The organism is Xanthobacter autotrophicus ATCC 700552 (genome assembly GCF_043194565.1).
GTDB lineage: Bacteria > Pseudomonadota > Alphaproteobacteria > Rhizobiales > Xanthobacteraceae > Xanthobacter > Xanthobacter autotrophicus_F.
Genome location: NZ_JBAFVS010000004.1, coordinates 110,961 through 127,191 on the forward strand (window position 1 = coordinate 110,961; position 16,231 = coordinate 127,191).

At 68.4% G+C, this 16,231-nt stretch carries 18 protein-coding genes; 13 read left to right on the forward strand and 5 right to left on the reverse strand.

What is annotated here, in order from left to right; all coding sequences use genetic code 11:
- Positions 1-236 precede the first annotated feature (236 nt).
- The 4 genes from V5F48_RS05705 (at position 237) to V5F48_RS05720 (ending at position 4,456) form a co-directional block, all read left to right on the forward strand.
- Positions 237-1,022, forward strand: coding sequence for a metallophosphoesterase family protein (locus V5F48_RS05705; protein ID WP_394107592.1), 786 nt, complete (start codon positions 237-239; stop codon positions 1,020-1,022).
- A 344-nt stretch (positions 1,023-1,366) separates the two neighbouring features.
- Positions 1,367-2,440, forward strand: coding sequence for a polysaccharide biosynthesis/export family protein (locus tag V5F48_RS05710; protein WP_394111145.1), 1,074 nt, complete (start codon positions 1,367-1,369; stop codon positions 2,438-2,440).
- A gap of 271 nt (positions 2,441-2,711) precedes the next feature.
- The gene (locus tag V5F48_RS05715; RefSeq protein WP_394111146.1) at positions 2,712-3,884 is read left to right on the forward strand and encodes a vWA domain-containing protein; all 1,173 of its coding nucleotides are present in this window, start codon (positions 2,712-2,714) and stop codon (positions 3,882-3,884) included.
- Entirely contained in the window at positions 3,881-4,456 is a 576-nt protein-coding gene (locus V5F48_RS05720; protein WP_394257919.1) for a hypothetical protein, read from the forward strand. The genes V5F48_RS05715 and V5F48_RS05720 overlap by 4 nt, the downstream gene beginning before the upstream one ends.
- On the opposite strand, the gene V5F48_RS05725 is transcribed toward V5F48_RS05720, so the two are convergent.
- Positions 4,442-5,449 (reverse strand): YcjF family protein, encoded by a 1,008-nt coding sequence (locus V5F48_RS05725; RefSeq protein WP_394257920.1) that lies wholly within the window; start codon positions 5,447-5,449, stop codon positions 4,442-4,444. The genes V5F48_RS05720 and V5F48_RS05725 overlap by 15 nt on opposite strands.
- A gap of 216 nt (positions 5,450-5,665) precedes the next feature.
- Here V5F48_RS05725 and V5F48_RS05730 point away from each other — a divergent pair, with 216 nt between their 5' ends.
- The 5 genes from V5F48_RS05730 (at position 5,666) to V5F48_RS05750 (ending at position 9,185) form a co-directional block, all read left to right on the forward strand.
- Positions 5,666-6,397, forward strand: coding sequence for a cytochrome c biogenesis CcdA family protein (locus tag V5F48_RS05730; protein ID WP_394111149.1), 732 nt, complete (start codon positions 5,666-5,668; stop codon positions 6,395-6,397).
- Between the two features lie 205 nt (positions 6,398-6,602).
- Positions 6,603-7,334: a metal-dependent hydrolase gene (locus tag V5F48_RS05735; RefSeq protein ID WP_394111166.1), complete on the forward strand. Its 732-nt coding sequence runs from the start codon at positions 6,603-6,605 to the stop codon at positions 7,332-7,334.
- Positions 7,335-7,472: 138 nt separating this feature from the next.
- On the forward strand, positions 7,473-7,982 hold the full coding sequence (gene coaD, locus V5F48_RS05740; protein ID WP_394257921.1) for a pantetheine-phosphate adenylyltransferase: 510 nt from the start codon (positions 7,473-7,475) through the stop codon (positions 7,980-7,982).
- Between the two features lie 58 nt (positions 7,983-8,040).
- Positions 8,041-8,601 (forward strand): peptidylprolyl isomerase, encoded by a 561-nt coding sequence (locus tag V5F48_RS05745; protein WP_394257922.1) that lies wholly within the window; start codon positions 8,041-8,043, stop codon positions 8,599-8,601.
- Between the two features lie 125 nt (positions 8,602-8,726).
- Positions 8,727-9,185: a peptidylprolyl isomerase gene (locus V5F48_RS05750; protein ID WP_394111152.1), complete on the forward strand. Its 459-nt coding sequence runs from the start codon at positions 8,727-8,729 to the stop codon at positions 9,183-9,185.
- A 160-nt stretch (positions 9,186-9,345) separates the two neighbouring features.
- Here V5F48_RS05750 and V5F48_RS05755 read toward each other — a convergent pair whose 3' ends face one another.
- From V5F48_RS05755 to V5F48_RS05770, 4 genes are all read right to left on the reverse strand, one after another.
- Complete coding sequence (locus tag V5F48_RS05755; protein ID WP_394111153.1) at positions 9,346-10,116, reverse strand: proteasome-type protease; 771 nt, start codon at positions 10,114-10,116, stop codon at positions 9,346-9,348.
- 105 nt (positions 10,117-10,221) lie between these two features.
- The gene (locus V5F48_RS05760) at positions 10,222-11,394 is read right to left on the reverse strand and encodes a GNAT family N-acetyltransferase (RefSeq protein WP_394111154.1); all 1,173 of its coding nucleotides are present in this window, start codon (positions 11,392-11,394) and stop codon (positions 10,222-10,224) included.
- Between the two features lie 57 nt (positions 11,395-11,451).
- Positions 11,452-12,192 (reverse strand): glycerophosphodiester phosphodiesterase family protein, encoded by a 741-nt coding sequence (locus tag V5F48_RS05765; protein ID WP_394257923.1) that lies wholly within the window; start codon positions 12,190-12,192, stop codon positions 11,452-11,454.
- Between the two features lie 22 nt (positions 12,193-12,214).
- Complete coding sequence (locus V5F48_RS05770) at positions 12,215-12,679, reverse strand: RidA family protein (RefSeq protein ID WP_394257924.1); 465 nt, start codon at positions 12,677-12,679, stop codon at positions 12,215-12,217.
- Between the two features lie 142 nt (positions 12,680-12,821).
- Between V5F48_RS05770 and V5F48_RS05775 the strand changes: the two genes are divergently transcribed.
- The 4 genes from V5F48_RS05775 (at position 12,822) to V5F48_RS05790 (ending at position 16,183) form a co-directional block, all read left to right on the forward strand.
- On the forward strand, positions 12,822-13,643 hold the full coding sequence (locus V5F48_RS05775) for a cell envelope integrity EipB family protein (protein WP_394257925.1): 822 nt from the start codon (positions 12,822-12,824) through the stop codon (positions 13,641-13,643).
- 96 nt (positions 13,644-13,739) lie between these two features.
- Positions 13,740-14,030, forward strand: a complete 291-nt coding sequence (locus tag V5F48_RS05780; protein WP_394257926.1) for an acylphosphatase — start codon at positions 13,740-13,742, stop codon at positions 14,028-14,030.
- A 165-nt stretch (positions 14,031-14,195) separates the two neighbouring features.
- Positions 14,196-15,716: an ArnT family glycosyltransferase gene (locus tag V5F48_RS05785; protein WP_394257927.1), complete on the forward strand. Its 1,521-nt coding sequence runs from the start codon at positions 14,196-14,198 to the stop codon at positions 15,714-15,716.
- Positions 15,707-16,183 (forward strand): GNAT family N-acetyltransferase, encoded by a 477-nt coding sequence (locus V5F48_RS05790; RefSeq protein WP_394257928.1) that lies wholly within the window; start codon positions 15,707-15,709, stop codon positions 16,181-16,183. The genes V5F48_RS05785 and V5F48_RS05790 overlap by 10 nt, the downstream gene beginning before the upstream one ends.
- The last annotated feature ends 48 nt before the right edge of the window (positions 16,184-16,231 follow it).

Sequence of the window (16,231 nt, forward strand, 5' to 3'; positions counted from 1 at the left end):
AGTCACACTGAACGGCCATTGGTATTGGAGCCGGATTCACCTGTCCGGTCGAGGGGCCCCGTTGCCGCCTGCCAGCCGCCGGGGGACGCTACCCCTACGGAATTACTGTTTGAATCTGCGCTGTTACCGCATCGCAACAAAGAGTCTTCGCAGTGCGTGAGAGAGTGTGCTAGACTTTCGTCGTGATCATGCCCCATGGGGGTGTTGCAGGGCAGAGGTCAAGCTGCGCCATGGTAATGCTGAAGCTCCGCCCCAAGACCTTGCTCAAGACCTTGCCCGAGGCCTCGCCCAAAACCATGACCAAGGGTTCGTTCGGCCCGCCGATGCCACGCATTCCACCGCACAAGCGGGTTTATGCCGTCGGTGACATCCACGGTCACCTCGATCTGCTGCAGCGGCTGCAGGCGGCCATCGACGAGGACATGCGCACCCATCCGGGAGCCGATTGCATCGAGATCTATCTGGGCGACTACGTGGATCGCGGCCCGCAGTCGGCGGCGGTCATCGATGCGCTGATCGCGCGCCAGGCCAGCCACAAGGCGGTATGCATCAGCGGTAACCACGAAGCGGTGATGGTCGATGCCCTCGTATCGCGGGAGGCGTTTTTCCGCTGGCTGAAGATCGGCGGGCGCGAGACGGTTTTCTCCTATGTGGGCCAGCATCGTAGCCTGGACGAGGGCACGCTCTGGAGTCACTGGCGCGCGTCCATGACGCCGGCACACGTCGGGTTCCTGCGCGGGCTGTCCAGCTATTTTGTCTGCGGCGACTATCTGTTCGTTCATGCGGGTTTGCGCCCCGGCGTGGCGCTGGAGGACCAGAGCCGCGAGGACATGATGTGGATCCGCGGCGAGTTCCTCGACTGCCCCGACTGGCTGGGCCACTGCGTGGTGCACGGGCATACCCCGACCAAGGAGCCGGAGGTATTGCCGAACCGGATCAACATCGATACGGGCGCCTATGCCTCGGGGCACCTGACGTGTCTGGTGCTCGAAGGAACCGACTGCTTCCAGATCACCACCTGAGCCCGCCGGCCACCGTGCGGTGCGGGAACGACAGGCATCAGATACCTCTCTGAAGACGGTATCATATTACTTATTTCGTGAGGAAAGCGGCAATTACCCTTGTTGCTGCGATGCCACATGAGACTCGGAAACGCCTTGGTCGGAGACGATTCAACCGGTCGGAGATAGTCCGCTCCCGAACCATCATGGTAGGGATCAATCGCGACGTTGTATGGGGGTAATGGCCAGTGTTCCTCGTCCGAAAGAGTTGGTTCGACCGCCTTCGCTTCGCAGGCTGCGTCGCCATCGCTGCAGTCCTTGGCGGCTGCAATTTTCTTCCGGCTTCCGGCCCTTACAGCGTAGAGGTGCGCAATCCGCAGACGCAGGACACGGATGGCGTCGGCTACAAGCTGGTGCCCATGACCCTTGACGTGGTGCGGGTGCTGTCCACCACCGACGGCGAAGGTCTGGTCGGGACCTTCCGCAATGATCGCAGGCCCATCCCCAACGTGAAGATCGGCATTGGCGACCAGGTCGGCGTGTCCATCTTCGAGGCCTCCTCGGGCGGCCTGTTCATCCCCGCGGAAGCCGCCTCGCGCGCCGGCAATTTCGTCGATATCCCCGAGCAGACCGTGGATCCCAACGGCTTCATCTCGGTGCCCTACGCGGGCCAGGTGAGGGCGGCGGGGCTGATGCCGTCGCAGGTGGAGAAGGAAATCGTCGAGCGGCTGCGCAACCGGGCCATCGAGCCCCAGGCGGTGGTCACGGTGAAGACCCAGCGCTCCAACGCGGTGACGGTGATCGGCGAGGTGCAGACCCCGCTGCGCTTCCCGCTGACCTCCGCCGGCGAGCGCATTCTGGACGCCGTGAGCCGCGGTGGCCTGGCGCAGGCCAAGGGTTACGACCTGCTGGTCACGCTGCAGCGCGGCAACCGCGAGGCGACCATCAGCTTCAACCGCCTGGTCCGCGAGCCGGCCAACAACATCTATCTGCAGCCGGACGACACCATCTATGTGTTCAGCCGTCCGCGCACCTTCCTGGCCTTCGGCGCCAGCGGCAGGCAGGGCCAGTTCAACTTCGGCAACGACTCCATCAGCCTGAGCGAGGCCGCAGCCAAGGCCGATGGCCTGCTGGACGGGCAGGCGGACCCGCAATCCGTGTTCCTGTTCCGCGTCGAGAACCGCTCGACGCTGGAACGGATGGGCGTGGACGTGTCCAATGTGTCCGACAAGCGGATCCCGACCATCTACACGGTCAATTTCCGCGAGCCGACCGGCTACCTCATGGCCACCAGGGTGCCCATGCGGGACAAGGACATCATCTATGTCGGCAATGCCGCGTCCGTGGAGCTGACCAAGTTCCTGAACCTGGTGCTGCTCGGCGCCACCGCGGTCCGCGAGATCACGGAAGCCAACGCCAACGTCTATGGCGTGAACTGAGGCGTGAACTGAGCACCGCCCGTCGGGGCAGCCTCCTTCAGGCAAAGGCCGCGCCTTCCGGGGCGCGGCCTTTCGCGTTCTCGCGGGTCCGCGCGCTCCACCAGAGCGGAGAGACCGGCTTTGCGCGCGGGCACGGCTCTCCGCTATGGTGCAGCGTGCTGCGCACGCCACGCCCGGGTGCGCCCGCTTGGGTGCGGGGAGGTGGGCGCCCCAGTGGACGCCCCTAAGCCGCGAGGGGCGGGCACAGGGCGCGGAGCGGGGAGAAGCCTGAATGTTCATCGCCTTCTTCGAGGCGCTCAAGGCCTCTGGCGTGCCGGTCTCCGTGCGTGAATACCTCACGCTGATGGAGGCCATGGATCGCGACGTGGCCGGGCGGCAGGTGGATGCCTTCTATTATCTGGCCCGCGCCAGCCTGGTGAAGGACGAGCGCCACCTGGACCGCTTCGACCAGGTCTTCGGCCGCTGCTTCAAGGGCCTGGAAAGCGCGCTGGGCGAGGAAGGCCACTCCATCCCCGAGGACTGGCTGAGGAAGCTCACCGAGAAGCACCTCACCGAGGAAGAGAAGGCCCAGATCGAGGCGCTAGGCGGGCTCGACAAGCTGCTGGAAACGCTGAAGCAGCGTCTGGAGGAGCAGAAGGGGCGCCACCAGGGCGGCTCGAAATGGATCGGCACCGGCGGCACCTCGCCCTTCGGCGCCTATGGCTACAATCCCGAGGGCGTGCGCATCGGCCAGGACGGCAATCGCAATTTCCGCGCGGTGAAGGTCTGGGACAAGCGCGAGTTCAAGGACCTCGACGACACCGTCGAGCTGGGCACCCGCAACATCAAGGTGGCGCTGCGCCGCCTGCGCAAGTTCGCCCGCATCGGCGCGGCGGAGGAACTGGACCTCGACGGCACCATCCGCGAGACCGCCCGGCAGGGCTGGCTTGACGTGCGGCTGCGGCCGGAGCGGCGCAATGCGGTGAAGGTGCTGCTATTTCTGGACGTGGGCGGCTCCATGGACTGGCACGTGGCCCAGGTGGAGGAGCTGTTCTCCGCTGCCCGCGCCGAGTTCAAGCACCTGGAGCACTTCTATTTCCACAATTGCGTCTATGAGGGCGTCTGGAAATCCAACGTCCGGCGCGCCACCGAGCGCATGCCCCTGTTCGACGTGCTGCACACCTACCCCCACGACTACAAGCTGATCTTCGTGGGTGATGCCTCCATGAGTCCGTATGAAATTACCTATGCCAATGGCTCGGTGGAGCACAACAACGCCGAGCCGGGCAAGGTCTGGCTGGAGCGGCTCACCACCACCTATCCCAAGGCGGCGTGGCTCAATCCGGTCCCGGAACCCCATTGGGGCTACACCGATTCCATCCGCCTGGTCCGCCACCTCATGGAGGGGCGCATGTTCCCGCTCACCGTCGAGGGCATCGACGCCGCCATGCGGGAATTGACGTGAGCGCGGATGCCACCGCCGCCTATGCCTGCTTTCCCCGCCTCGGCGGCACCGGCGTGCGGCTTGAGCTTGCCCCGCCGGTGCTGGAATACGCGGTCGGCCCCAAGGAGGGGCGCCTTGCGCTGGCCGATGTCACCGCCGTCACCCTGCGCTTCCTGCCGGCCAAGTTCGCGCACCACAGCTTCGAGATCGAGCTGTCCGGCCGTGACGGCACAAGGCTGAAGACCGGCTCCGCGTCACGTATTTCGCTCACCGGCGTGCGCGACCAGGGGGCGGATTATGCCGCCTTCGTCCGGGCGCTGCATGGGGCGCTCGCGGCGGCGGGCAGTGGCGCGTGCTTCAGCGGCGGCTATGGGCCGTGGCGGTTTGGCTTGATGGTGGCGGTGGGGGTGCTTGCCCTCGCGGGGCTCGGCACGGTGCTGGGCTTCGCGCTCAGGGAACAGCAATGGAGCGTCGCGCTGTTCCTCGGCGCCATGGGGGCGTTCGTGGTCTGGCCCACGGCGCAGATGATCTGGCGCAACCGCCCCGTGCGCTATACGCCGGACGCGATACCGACGCACCTATTGCCGGCGTGAGGCGGCCTCGTCTTCCTCGGCCTTGCGCAGCAGGCCGCCGGCCACGTCCGCGAGGCGCGGCGCGGGCAGGGCGGTGAAGGGCAGGGGGCGGGTGACGGCGATGGCCGCCAGTCCCAGCCGTGCGGTCAGCAGCCCGTTCACCACCCCCTCGCCGAGGCGGGCGGAGAGCCGCGCGGCCAGCCCCTGGCCGACGATCTGCTGCACCAGCGTGTCGCCGGCCGCCATGCCGCCGGTGATGGCGAGGTGGCCGAGCACGTGCTTCACCAGCTTGAGCGTGCCCAGCGTGCCGGGTCGCCCGCCATAGAGCTGGGCGAGGCGGCGCATGAGGGTAACCGCGCTGTAGAGCACGAAGGCGAGATCCACCGCCGCCCGCGGCGACACGGCGGTAACCACGGAGACGTTGCGCGCCGCATCCGACACCATCTGTCGGGCGCGGGAATCGAGGCCCGCGAGCAGCGTGCGCTCGGACAGGCGCACCAGATCCGCCCCGTCGATGATGCCGGACATGTGTCCTTCGAGGTCCGTGCGTGCCCGGGTGAGGCTGGGCGTTTCCTCGGACAGGCGCAGCACGTCCCGTACCACGGCTTCGGCGAGGGTTCGGTCGTCCTCGGCCAGGGCTTTCTCGGCGCGGGCGCGGATATCGTCGAGCTTGGTGAGCCGCGCCATGCCCGCCACTTCCCGCACCGCGATGGCGAGGGCGGCGGCCAGCAGCGCTCCCGTGAAGGCAATGCCCACATAACCGAGCCATTCGGCGCGGGCGAACAGGTCGCCGATGAGCTGGCTCAGGCCCACATAGGCCATCAGGCTCAGCACGCCACCAAGCGCGGACCAGAACAGGCCGGCCAGGGACAGGCCCCAGCTGCGGCGCGGTTTCGGGGCCGGCACGGGCAGGGAGAAGGCGGGCTCCACCGGCTCCGGCGGCGCCATGGTGATGGCCGCTTCGTCGAGGCGGAAGACCTGCGGCCGGCGGGGGGGCGTGCGCTCGTCGCTCATGCTCTTCAGATGTCCTCGAAGCGGGTCGCGCGCAAGCCCCGTCCGGCGCCGGCTTGTGAAGCCGGCTGTGCTCACAAGGCGGCGAGCGCGGCGAAGTGTGTCTTGCCCGAACGTGTCCGGCGGCTCATGAGGCAACGGCTATACGGGACGGTGCGTCGAGGGGACGCCCGTCCGACCGTCCCCGGACGCGCCACACAGGAGCTGCGACGAAGACCCATGGCCGACGTGACCCTGCCCGCCGCCTTCCTCGCCGGCCTCGTGAGCTTCGTTTCCCCTTGCGTGCTCCCCTTGGTGCCGCCCTATCTGTGCTTCCTCGGCGGCAGCACGCTGGACGACCTCGCCGGCGACGAGCCGGTGAAGGCGGTGGGGCGCCGTGCCATGGTGGGGGCGGTGCTGTTTGTCGCCGGCTTCAGCGTGGTATTCGTGGCGCTGGGGGCGGGGGCCTCGGCTATCGGCGACCTTTTGCGGGCGCATCTTGAGGTGCTCTCCATCATCGCCGGCCTCGCCATCATCGTGATGGGGCTGAACTTCCTCGGCGTGTTCCGCATCCATCTGCTGCACCGCACCGCGCGGGCGCATGTGCATGAGCCCACCGGAATCTGGGGCGCCTTCGTGATGGGGCTGGCCTTCGCCTTCGGCTGGACGCCCTGCCTCGGCCCGGTGCTGGGCGCCATCCTCGCGGTGGCGGGCTCGGAGGCGACGGTCTCCAAGGGGGCGGGCCTTCTCGCCATCTATTCGCTGGGGCTCGGCGTGCCGTTCCTGCTGGCGGCGTTTGCGGTGCGCCCGTTCCTGAAAGGCCTCGTCCACATGCGCAAGGTGCTGCCGGTGGTGGAGAAGGCCATGGGCGCGCTGCTGGTGCTCACCGGCATCGCCTTCATGTCCGGCTGGATCGCCCATGCGAGCTACTGGCTCATCGAGACCTTCCCGGCGCTTTCCACGCTGGGCTAGGTGGCCCATGCCCTTTCCACTGGTGGGCGTGGCTAAAGGCCACCTCGCCGTTGCGCCATGCCGGACCTTCCGGGATACTCCGCGCCCGATCGCATCCAGAGCCGGATCCGGCTCTGGGCTTCAAGACGGAGGAATGTGCTCCGGCCCGCCTGCCCTGCAGGTGGACCGGCGCGTGCTCCGCGCAGCCAAAGGGGCGTCCTATCCCATGAAGATCACCTGGTTCGGCCACGCCGCGTTCCGCCTCGATTTCGCGGACAAGGCGGTGCTCATCGACCCCTTCTTCACCGGCAATCCCAGCTTTAACTCCACGGTGGAGGACGCCGCCCGCGGGGTGACGCACATCCTGCTCACCCACGGCCATTCGGACCATGTGGGTGATACCGTCTCGCTGGTGGAGGACGCCGCCGACGCCAGCCGGACCCTGCCGGTGGTGGCCAATCCCGAGCTGTGCGCCTACCTCGCCAGCAAGGGCGCGGGCAATGCCGGGCAGATGATGAACACCGGCGGCACGCTGGATTGCGGCGGCTTCACCGTGACCATGGTGCGCGCCGACCATTCCTCGGGCGGCGACGGCAAGCCCTCCGAATATCTCGGCAACCCCACCGGCCTGATCATCCGCGCACCGGGCGAGCCCACCGTCTGGCACATGGGCGACACCGATATCTACTCGGACATGGCGCTGATGTGCGAGATCCACCGGCCGAAGGTGGTCTTCATCCCCATCGGCGACCGCTTCACCATGGGTCCCGCCGTGGCGGCGCTGGCGGTGAAGCGCTTCCTGCCGGGGGTGGAAGTGGTGGTGCCGTGCCATTACGGCACCTTCCCCGTCCTGGTGCAGGACGCCTCCTATTTCGTGCAGGCCTTGGCCGACCACCCGGTGAAGGTGGTGGTGCCCGGCCCCGGCGGGTCGTTCGACGCCACCATCACCCCGGCATAGGGCAGGCCCCCGGTCCGCCCGGCCGCATCGCCTTTGGCGGTTGCGCCGGGCGGTGCGGACGGCTACGGCTTCCGCCCCAAGAGGGGACTCCCCGAATGGGGCGCCTTACGGAGCAACACCCGCCATGACGAGCGCAGCATGAGCGCGCACACGCCCCGCACCGCCATCTATGGCGGCTCGTTCGATCCGTTGACCAACGGCCACCTGGACGTGGTGCGCTCCGCCTGCCGCCTCGCCGACCGGCTGGTGCTGGCGGTGGGCATCCATCCCGGCAAGGCGCCGCTGTTCTCGCCCGAGGAGCGGCTGGAAATGCTCACGGCCGTCTGCAGGCCCATCGCGGCGCAGGAGAATGCGACGCTGGAGGCCATCACTTTCGGCGATCTCATCACCTCTACCGCCCAGCGGCTCGGCGCCACGCTGCTCATCCGCGGGCTGAGGGACGGCACCGACCTCGACTATGAGATGCAGATGGCGGGCATGAACGGCGTCCTCGCCCCCGATATCCAGACCGTGTTCCTGCCCGCCTCGCCGCGGGTGCGCCCCATCACCGCCACGCTGGTGCGGCAGATCGCGGCCATGGGCGGGGACGTTTCCGCCTTCGTGCCGGCCGAAGTGCTGGCGCGCCTCAAGGACAAGTTCCCGCGCTGAGGGCGAGTCCAACGCCCACCCATCCGCCCCGAAACGGGGCCGTTCGCAGGAGATCTTCATGACGCGTCTTTTGGGTCGCTTCCTCGCCGCAGCCCTGCTCGCCTTCGCCGTCGCACTGCCGGCCCAGGCGCAGACGAAGCCCGACCCGCAGAACACTCTCTTTCTCGAGACGCCCTATGGCCGCGTGGTCATCCAGCTGCGGCCGGACCTTGCGCCCAAGCACGTGGAGCGCATGAAGACGCTGACCCGCGAGGGCTACTACAACAACGTGCCGTTCCATCGCGTCATCGGCGGCTTCATGGCCCAGACCGGCGACGGCCAGCGCGGCGACGGCACCGGCGGCTCCAAGTATCCCAACCTGCCGGCGGAATTTTCTTCCGTGCCGTTCAAGCGCGGCGTGGTGGGCATGGCGCGGGCCTCCAACCCCGACAGCGCCAACTCGCAGTTCTTCATCATGTTCGACGAAACCCCGAGCCTGAACAACCAGTACACCGTGGTGGGCCAGGTGGTCTCGGGCATGGAATTCGTGGACAAGATCAAGAAGGGCTCGGGCTCGGGCGGCGTGGTGTCCAACCCCGACCGCATCGTGAAGATGCAGGTGGCGGCCGACGCCAAGTAGTTCAGCCGAGGTGATTTGCGCTGCGCCGGGCGGCTCAGCCGGTCGCCGCAGCTTTCTCAAGCCCGGCAGAGCCGGGCGGACGCGGCGGCCGGACCCTCCGGCGCCGCCTCGAAAGGATGAGACCCATGAGTGACGACGTTCTGGTTCTGGAGACCACCAAGGGGGCGGTGACCATCGCGTTCCGTCCGGACCTTGCTCCCGGCCACGTGGCCCGCATCAAGGAGCTGGCGTCCACCGGCTTTTATGACGGCGTGCCGTTCCACCGCGTCATCGACGGCTTCATGGCCCAGACCGGCGATCCCACCGGCACCGGCATGGGCGGCTCGGGCCAGAAGCTGAAGGCCGAGTTCAGCCGCGAGCCCCACGTGCGCGGCACCTGCTCCATGGCGCGGGCGCAGAACCCCGATTCCGGCGACAGCCAGTTCTTCATCTGCTTCGGCGATGCCCGCTTCCTCGACGGCCAGTACACCGTGTGGGGCGCGGTGGTTTCGGGCATGGAGATTGTGGACCTGATCAAGCGCGGCGAGCCGGTGAAGGACCCCGACAAGATCGTTTCCGCCAAGCTTGCCCCCAAAGCGGCGTGAGCCGCCAGAAGCAACAATGGCCGGCGTGAGCCGCCAGACGCACCAATGGCCGGTGTGAGCAGGCCGGCGTGAGCGGCTCCTGCGGAAAAAAGAAGGGCGCCTCTCAGGGCGCCCTTCTTCGTTCCAAGGTCATGCGCGCGCGGATGCTTGCAGCGTCCCGTCACACCTCGGTGAGGCGGCGGCTGCGCATGTCCTTCAGGTAGGGCGGGCGCGGGATGGAGGCGTGGGCGGAGCGCAGCGCCGCCGACCAGCGCTCGCGCAGGTCGTGGAAATAGGGCTCGCCGGGTTCGACGCGGTAGAGCAGCTCGGAGCGCAGCGTGTCCGGCGACACCACCATCACGTCGATGGGCAGGCCCACGCCGAGGTTGGAGCGCATGGTGGAATCCATGGAGATGAGGCTGGATTTCAGCGCGTCGGAGATTTCCATCTCGTAGCTCACCGCGCGGTCCAGCACCGGCTTGCCGTATTTGTGCTCGCCGATCTGCAGGAAGGGCGTGTCCGGCGTGCATTCGATGAAATTGCCCGCCGAGTAGATCATGTAGAGGCGCAGGCAGTCGCCGAGGATTTGGCCGCCGAGCAAAAACGACACCTCGAAGCTGATGCCGCTCTGCTCCATGAGCTCGCCATTGACCTTGTGCACCTGCCGGATGGCGGTGCCCACCAGCTGGGCGGCCTGGAACATAGTGCGGCAATCGCGCAATTGATGGCGCTCGCCCGCTTCGTGGTCCTCGATGCCCTCCCGCAGCAGGCTCACCACCGATTGGGACACCGACAGGTTGCCGGCGGTGGTGAGGCCGAGCACATGGTGGCCCGGCTCCTCGAAGATATGGAGCTTGCGGAAGGTGGAAATATTGTCGAGGCCGGCATTGGTCCGGGTATCGGCAATCAGAACAAGGCCGTCCCGCACCAGGACCCCACAGCAATAGGTCATCGCAAACCCCCGGTTTCGCGGGCGGACTATAGCGACCGGGTATGGTGCCGGGCAACGTCGGGATCATACGCTGGCAAAAGGGACGCAAGGTGTGTCCCATTGCCCTCAGTCGTGCTCGTCCTCCTGGCCGCGGCGGAAGGGGCCAAGCTCGGTGAGCACGGCGGCATCCTCCTCCACATAGGCGCGCTCGCGGTCGAGATACTGCGCCACCGCCGCCTTGAGGCCGGGATTGACGATGTAGTGGGCGGAATAGGTGGTGACCGGCAAATAGCCGCGCGCCAGCTTGTGCTCGCCCTGGGCCCCGGCCTCCACCACCTTGAGCCCGCGGGCGATGGCGAAGTCGATGGCCTGGTGGTAGCAGACCTCGAAATGCAGGAAGGGGTGTTGCTCCACGGCGCCCCAATAGCGCCCGTACAGGGTCTCGGCGCCGATGAAGTTGAGCGCGCCGGCGATATAGCGGCCTTCGCGCCGCGCCATCACCAGCAGGATGTCCTGGGGGATGCGCTGGGCCAGAAGCGAGAACAGCTCGCGGTTGAGATAGGGCGTGCCCCATTTGCGGTCGCCGGTGTCCAGATAGAACATGAAGAAGGCGTCGAGCGCCTCGTCGGTCAGGTCCGTGCCGGTCAGCCATTCGATGGTGATGCCGCCGGCCAGCGCCTCGCGCCGCTCCTTCTTCAGCGCCTTGCGCTTGCGCGAGGCCAGCTCGGCGAGGAAATCGTCGTAGGTGGCATAGCCGCTGTTGGTCCAGTGGAACTGCCGGTCGGTGCGCGGCAGGAAGCCGAGCTGCGACAGCCCCTCCCACTCCGCCTGGGTGGCGAAGGTGACATGGGCCGAGGAGGCCCCGCGCAGACGCACCAGCTCCTTCAGGCCGGCAGTCAGGGCGGGCCGGCCCACCGGGTCCGCGGGATCCCTCAGGAGCAGGCGGCGGCCGGTCGCGGGGGTGAACGGAACCGCCACCTGCACCTTGGGGTAGTATTCGCCGCCGACCCGGCTGTAGGCATCGGCCCACCCCTGGTCGAAGACATATTCGCCGCGCGAATGGGACTTCAGGTAAGCCGGCATCACCGCCGCGGGGGTGCCGTCCGGCCCGTCGAGCACGAGATGCTGCGGCAGCCAGCCGGTGCGGGGGGCGGCGCAGCCCGTGCTTTCCAGTGCCGACAGGAAAGCGTGGGACACGAACGGCTCCGGCCGCGCCGCGCCGCCGGCGGCACAGGCGTCCCAGTCGGTTGGCTTGATCTCGGTGAGGGCTGGGAGGATGCGGATACGGGCGTCGGGCATCCCGCTAATTTGTGCGTTGCATCACGCCCTGCCCACCGCGACAGGACGCCGCAGGGGTCAGGGCCGGAAGCCCTCGAACACGATCTGGTCGGCGTATCGGGCGGCGCGGGCGCGCTGGTCCTGCGTCCGCACGGTCCAGGTCAGCACCGGCATCCCCAGGGCGCGCGCGAGGCGCACGGCCGGCTTTTCGAGGTCGGCGACGCGATAATTCACGAACCGGAAACGCGAGCGCGGCCAGTGCAGCAGGTTGGCGAGGACGAAGCCGCGGGCAGGGCCGATGCGCGCCCAGTCCGCACCATAGTGACCTTCCGCGACGATGCCCCGCACCACGCCGGGGGCGCGGGCGCGCACCGCCTCCAGCATCTGCGGGTCGAACGACATCAGCGCCGCCGGGCCGGCATAGGCCGCCGCCAGGTCCGCCGCGCGGGCGGCGAGGCGGGTGTCGCCGGCAAAGGCGCTCTTGATCTCGATGACAAGCGGCACCCGCCCCGCCACCCGTTCCAGAAGCTGGGGCAGGGTGAGGATGCGGTCGCCGGTGCCGCGGAAGGCGATGGCGCCCAGTTCTGCCGCCGTGCGGTCGGCGAGCGGGCCTTGCGCGTCGGTGAGGCGATCGAGGGTGAAGTCGTGGAACACCATGGCCTCGCCGTCGGCGCTGGCCTGCAGGTCCAGCTCGATGGCGTAACCGGCGGCGATGGCGGCATCCATCGCCGCGCCGGCATTCTCGATGATGCCGCGGGCCGCGTCATGCAGTCCGCGATGGGCGACCGGACGCGCCGTCAGCCAGCTCAGGTCGCCCATGTCTGCGTCCTGCCGTTCGGCCTCAGGCCACTTCCACGATGGCGTCCACTTCCACCGCCGCGTCCAGCGGCAAGGCGGCGACGCCCACGGCGGAGCGGGCGTGGCGGCCCTTGTCGCCAAGCACTTCCACGAAGAAATCGGAGCAGCCGTTCACCACCTTGGGCTGGTCCACGAAATCGGGGGTGGAGTTCACGAAGGCGACGAGCTTCACCACCCGCACCACCTTTTCGAGGTCGCCGATGGCGGCCTTCACCTGGGCCAGGATGTTGATGGCGCAGAGCTTCGCGGCCTCGCGTCCGGCCTCGATCTCGACGCCGGCGCCGAGCTTTCCGGTCATGATCTTGCCGGCGGCGTCGATGGAAACCTGGCCGGAGACGAACAGCAGGTTGCCGGTGCGCACCACTGGGACATAATTGGCAAGCGGAGGCGTCGGCGTCGGCAGGGTGATTCCAAGTTCCGCCAGTTTGGCGTCAATGGGCGAGGTCATGAAAGGGCTCCTGTCCCGTGCGGGGCTCTGCCACACGGTGTGCGCAATTGGGCCTTCCTCTTCGCCGAACCGCAGCGCCCGTGCAAGCCGGCGCAGCGGCGCAGGTTTTTCGCAAGGGGCGGCGCAGCAGGAGTTTTGGACCATGCAGTTTCGTTCGCGCCTCGCCTTCGTTGCGGTGTTCGCGGTCGTCGGCCTCGGCGCGGCCTCGGCGGGGGCGGTTCCGCTGCTGCCCCACAAGGCCAGCTACCGCCTCTCCCTCGACGGCTCCAAGCCCTCGGGCCAGCTTGAGGAGATGAACGGGGTCATCCAGTACGAGATCACCGGCGATGCCTGCGCCGGTTATTCCACCGTGACCCGCCAGGAGAGTCTGGCCTCCACGGGGGAGGGCAGCCCGCTGCGCCAGGCGGTGACCTCCACGGCCTGGGAAGATGGGGCGGCGAAGGCCTACCGCTTCCTCTCCACCTCCACCGGCGACGATGGCGCCGACAAGATCGAGGCCAGCGTGGAGCGGCAGGGGCGCGATGCCCTGAAGGTCACCGTCACCCAGCCCGCGGCGCGCACCCTGGACCTGAAGGGCGACATCCTGCTGCCCACCGAGCATGTGAAGCGGGTGCTCGCCGCCGCGGCTGCAGGGGAGAGCGTGGTCGAGGCGAAGGTCTATGACGGCGCCAACGATCCGGCCAAGGTCTACGAGACCCTCGCCGTGGTGGGCCGCCCGAGCACCGATGAGAGCCGCATCGCCGCCCCTGCGAAGGCGAGCCTGACCGGCCGCACCTTCTATCCGGTCACCATCAGCTATTTCGAGACCGGCGGGGTGGATCGCGCGCCGGCCTATGTGATGAACATGCAGCTCTACGACAACGGCGTCGTGGGCAGCCTGAAGATCGACTACGGCAAGTTCGCCCTGGTCGGCGCCATGTCCACCTTCGAGGCGCTGAAGGCACCCGGCGGCTGCGCCAACTGATATCAGGGGGAGGCCCTTGGTTCAGCCGGCGCGGCGCTTGAGCGAGGCACGCCCGGCGCCGGTTGGAGACCGGGGCCGTCGGCGGGAGAGAATGTCATGCGGTACGTGCATGTGATGCTGCGCGGGCGGGTGCAGGGCGTGGGCTATCGCGCCTGGTGCGCCCGCGACGCCGAGGCGCGGGGCCTCAAGGGCTTCGTGCGCAACCGCCACAACGGCGCGGTGGAGGCGGTCTTCGCCGGCCCGGACGCGGGGGTGGAGGCCATGCTGGACGCCTGCCGCTCGGGACCTGCCGGGGCGCGGGTGGACGACATGCTGGTGCATGAGGTCTCCGACACCGCGCTCGCCGCCGGCGGGCGGGAGCGCTTCGCGGTGCTGGAAACGCTGTAGGACGCTCCGGGGCAGGGCGCCGCCCTGTGAATCTCGCCCCAGCGGCACCCGATCCCATTCCCGCGGGCTTGCCCCCGAGCTTGGGCGCAATCCCCGTCCCACATGTCCCCAAGGTGGCGCCGGCTGGCGGGCGCGGCTATAGAGGCCCGCGCAAAGGAGTGTCCCGTGACTGCCACCATTCTTCATCGGGAGACCGAGGCCTCAGCGCCCCGCGACGTTCCGTTCTGGGCGCGGCAGGAAGGCGTCGCGGTTATCCTCGGCGCCTACATGGTGCTGCACGCCCTCATCGCCACCGTGTTCGAGATCGCCGTCAATCCGGACGACGCCATCGAGAGCTATCTCGTCCAGTCGCTGGAATTGTCCTACGTCCCGCGCAACCCGCCGTTCTTCGACTGGCTGTTGTGGGGCCTCCAGCAGGTGCTGGGCACCGACCGGCCGTCGTTCGCGGTGCTGCGCTACACCTTGCTGTTCGCCTGCGCCATGCTGGTCTATCGCGTCGCCCGGCGGGTGATCGCGGAGCCGCGCCTGCAGGCGCTGGCCACCTTCTCGCTCTCCACCATCTGGGTGATCGGCTATCACAGCCACCGCATCCTCACCCATTCCAACGTGATGATCGTGGCCATCGCCGGCGCCTTCCTCACGGTCATCGCGCTCGCCCGCAAGCCGTCCGCCGGCCTTTATGCCGGGCTCGGCGCGTGGATCGCGGTGGGCATGCTCGGCAAGTTCGGCTTCGCCGCCTTCCTCGGCGTGCTGGTGGTCGCCTGCCTGATCGAGCCCACCTACCGGCGCGTGATCCTCGATCCACGCATCCTCATCAGCCTTCTGGTCGCGGCGGTGCCGCTCGGCATCTATGGCTGGGCGCTCTGGCACTTCGGGCACAACGTGGCCAGCGCCACCGCCCAGACCATCGGCGCCACCGGTGCCGGCTGGGACGCGGTGCTTGCCACCGTCATCGCAGCGCTCGCCGGCTATGTGCTGCCCCTGGCCGGGCTGATGGCGCTGGTGTTCCTGCCCTACAACCGGGGCGAAGGGGCCCTGCCGGACGACGCAACGCGGGGCGCCGCGCGGCGGGTGCTGCGCACGGTCATCGTGCTCGGCATCGTGGTCACGCTCATCGCCACCTTCGCGGTGGGGACCACCAACCTGCGCGACCGCTATTTCCACGTCTTCCTGCTGCTGCTGCCGGTCTATCTGTTCGCCGAACTGGAGCGCCTGGGCGGCTGGCGGCCGCGGGTGAAGCTCTATCTCGGCCTCATCGCCGCCATGGCCCTGGGCGTGATGGCCGTGCGCGTCGCCATCCCCTTGTGGCCCGATCCGCGCCTGTGCGGGCGCTGCGTCTCGGCCGAGCCGCTGTACAAGATGCAGCTCGGCGTGACCATGAAGCTCGGTGCGTCGCCGACCCTCGTCGCCGACGACCGATTCTCCGCCGGGCGCCTGCGCGCCGCCATTCCCGGCGCGCGCGTGGTGGTTTGGTACCAGGATCAGTATCGTCCGCCGCCGCGGCCGACCACCGGCTGCGCCCGTATCACCGGCATCGCCAACGGCCTGCCCCAGCTGCTCTTGCCGCCGCCGGACCAGAACACCATCGAGATGGCGGTGAAGTGGTGGTCGCCCGCCATGAACCCCCACCGCTGGAGCGACTGGCAGATGACGGTCCTCTCGCCGGATGATCCCCTGTGTCGCTGACCGCCCCCGTTGCCGGCCTCAAGATCCGCCCGGCCCGGCCCGAAGACCTGCCCGCGCTGGTGGCCCTGTTCGCCGCCGATGCCCTCGGCGGCCACGGCGATACCAGCGAGGCGGCGGCCCTCGGCGACTACCGTGCCGCCTTCGACGCCATCGCCGCCGATCCGCGGGCACGCCTCTATGCGGCCGAGCTTGACGGGCGGGTGGTCGGCACGTTCCAGCTCCTTTTCGTGCACAGCCTGCCGGGGCGCGGCGCCCTGCGCGCCTTTCTGGAAGCCGTGCAGGTGGATGGGGCGGTGCGCGGCCGCCGCATCGGCGAGGCCATGGTGCGCTTCGCCATGGCCGAAGCCGGCCGTGCCGGCGCGCAAAGCCTGGCCCTGACCTCCAACAAGGTCCGCGCCGACGCGCACCGATTCTATCGCCGGCTGGGCTTCGCCAACTCGCACGAGGGCTTCAAGATCGCGCTTTAGCCCATGGCTGCCGGTTTTGCGCGGGCTCTTGCCCTCGGGCCGGCTCCT

What these genes read in the sequence shown, in the direction of transcription:
- V5F48_RS05705 (WP_394107592.1), top strand. Translation starts at nt 237, where the DNA reads ATGCTGAAGCTCCGCCCCAAGACCTTGCTCAAGACCTTGCCCGAGGCC.
- V5F48_RS05715 (WP_394111146.1), top strand. Translation starts at nt 2,712, where the DNA reads ATGTTCATCGCCTTCTTCGAGGCGCTCAAGGCCTCTGGCGTGCCGGTC.
- V5F48_RS05725 (WP_394257920.1), bottom strand. Translation starts at nt 5,449, where the DNA reads ATGAGCGACGAGCGCACGCCCCCCCGCCGGCCGCAGGTCTTCCGCCTC.
- V5F48_RS05730 (WP_394111149.1), top strand. Translation starts at nt 5,666, where the DNA reads ATGGCCGACGTGACCCTGCCCGCCGCCTTCCTCGCCGGCCTCGTGAGC.
- V5F48_RS05735 (WP_394111166.1), top strand. Translation starts at nt 6,603, where the DNA reads ATGAAGATCACCTGGTTCGGCCACGCCGCGTTCCGCCTCGATTTCGCG.
- coaD (WP_394257921.1), top strand. Translation starts at nt 7,473, where the DNA reads ATGAGCGCGCACACGCCCCGCACCGCCATCTATGGCGGCTCGTTCGAT.
- V5F48_RS05745 (WP_394257922.1), top strand. Translation starts at nt 8,041, where the DNA reads ATGACGCGTCTTTTGGGTCGCTTCCTCGCCGCAGCCCTGCTCGCCTTC.
- V5F48_RS05750 (WP_394111152.1), top strand. Translation starts at nt 8,727, where the DNA reads ATGAGTGACGACGTTCTGGTTCTGGAGACCACCAAGGGGGCGGTGACC.
- V5F48_RS05755 (WP_394111153.1), bottom strand. Translation starts at nt 10,116, where the DNA reads ATGACCTATTGCTGTGGGGTCCTGGTGCGGGACGGCCTTGTTCTGATT.
- V5F48_RS05760 (WP_394111154.1), bottom strand. Translation starts at nt 11,394, where the DNA reads ATGCCCGACGCCCGTATCCGCATCCTCCCAGCCCTCACCGAGATCAAG.
- V5F48_RS05765 (WP_394257923.1), bottom strand. Translation starts at nt 12,192, where the DNA reads ATGGGCGACCTGAGCTGGCTGACGGCGCGTCCGGTCGCCCATCGCGGA.
- V5F48_RS05770 (WP_394257924.1), bottom strand. Translation starts at nt 12,679, where the DNA reads ATGACCTCGCCCATTGACGCCAAACTGGCGGAACTTGGAATCACCCTG.
- V5F48_RS05775 (WP_394257925.1), top strand. Translation starts at nt 12,822, where the DNA reads ATGCAGTTTCGTTCGCGCCTCGCCTTCGTTGCGGTGTTCGCGGTCGTC.
- V5F48_RS05780 (WP_394257926.1), top strand. Translation starts at nt 13,740, where the DNA reads ATGCGGTACGTGCATGTGATGCTGCGCGGGCGGGTGCAGGGCGTGGGC.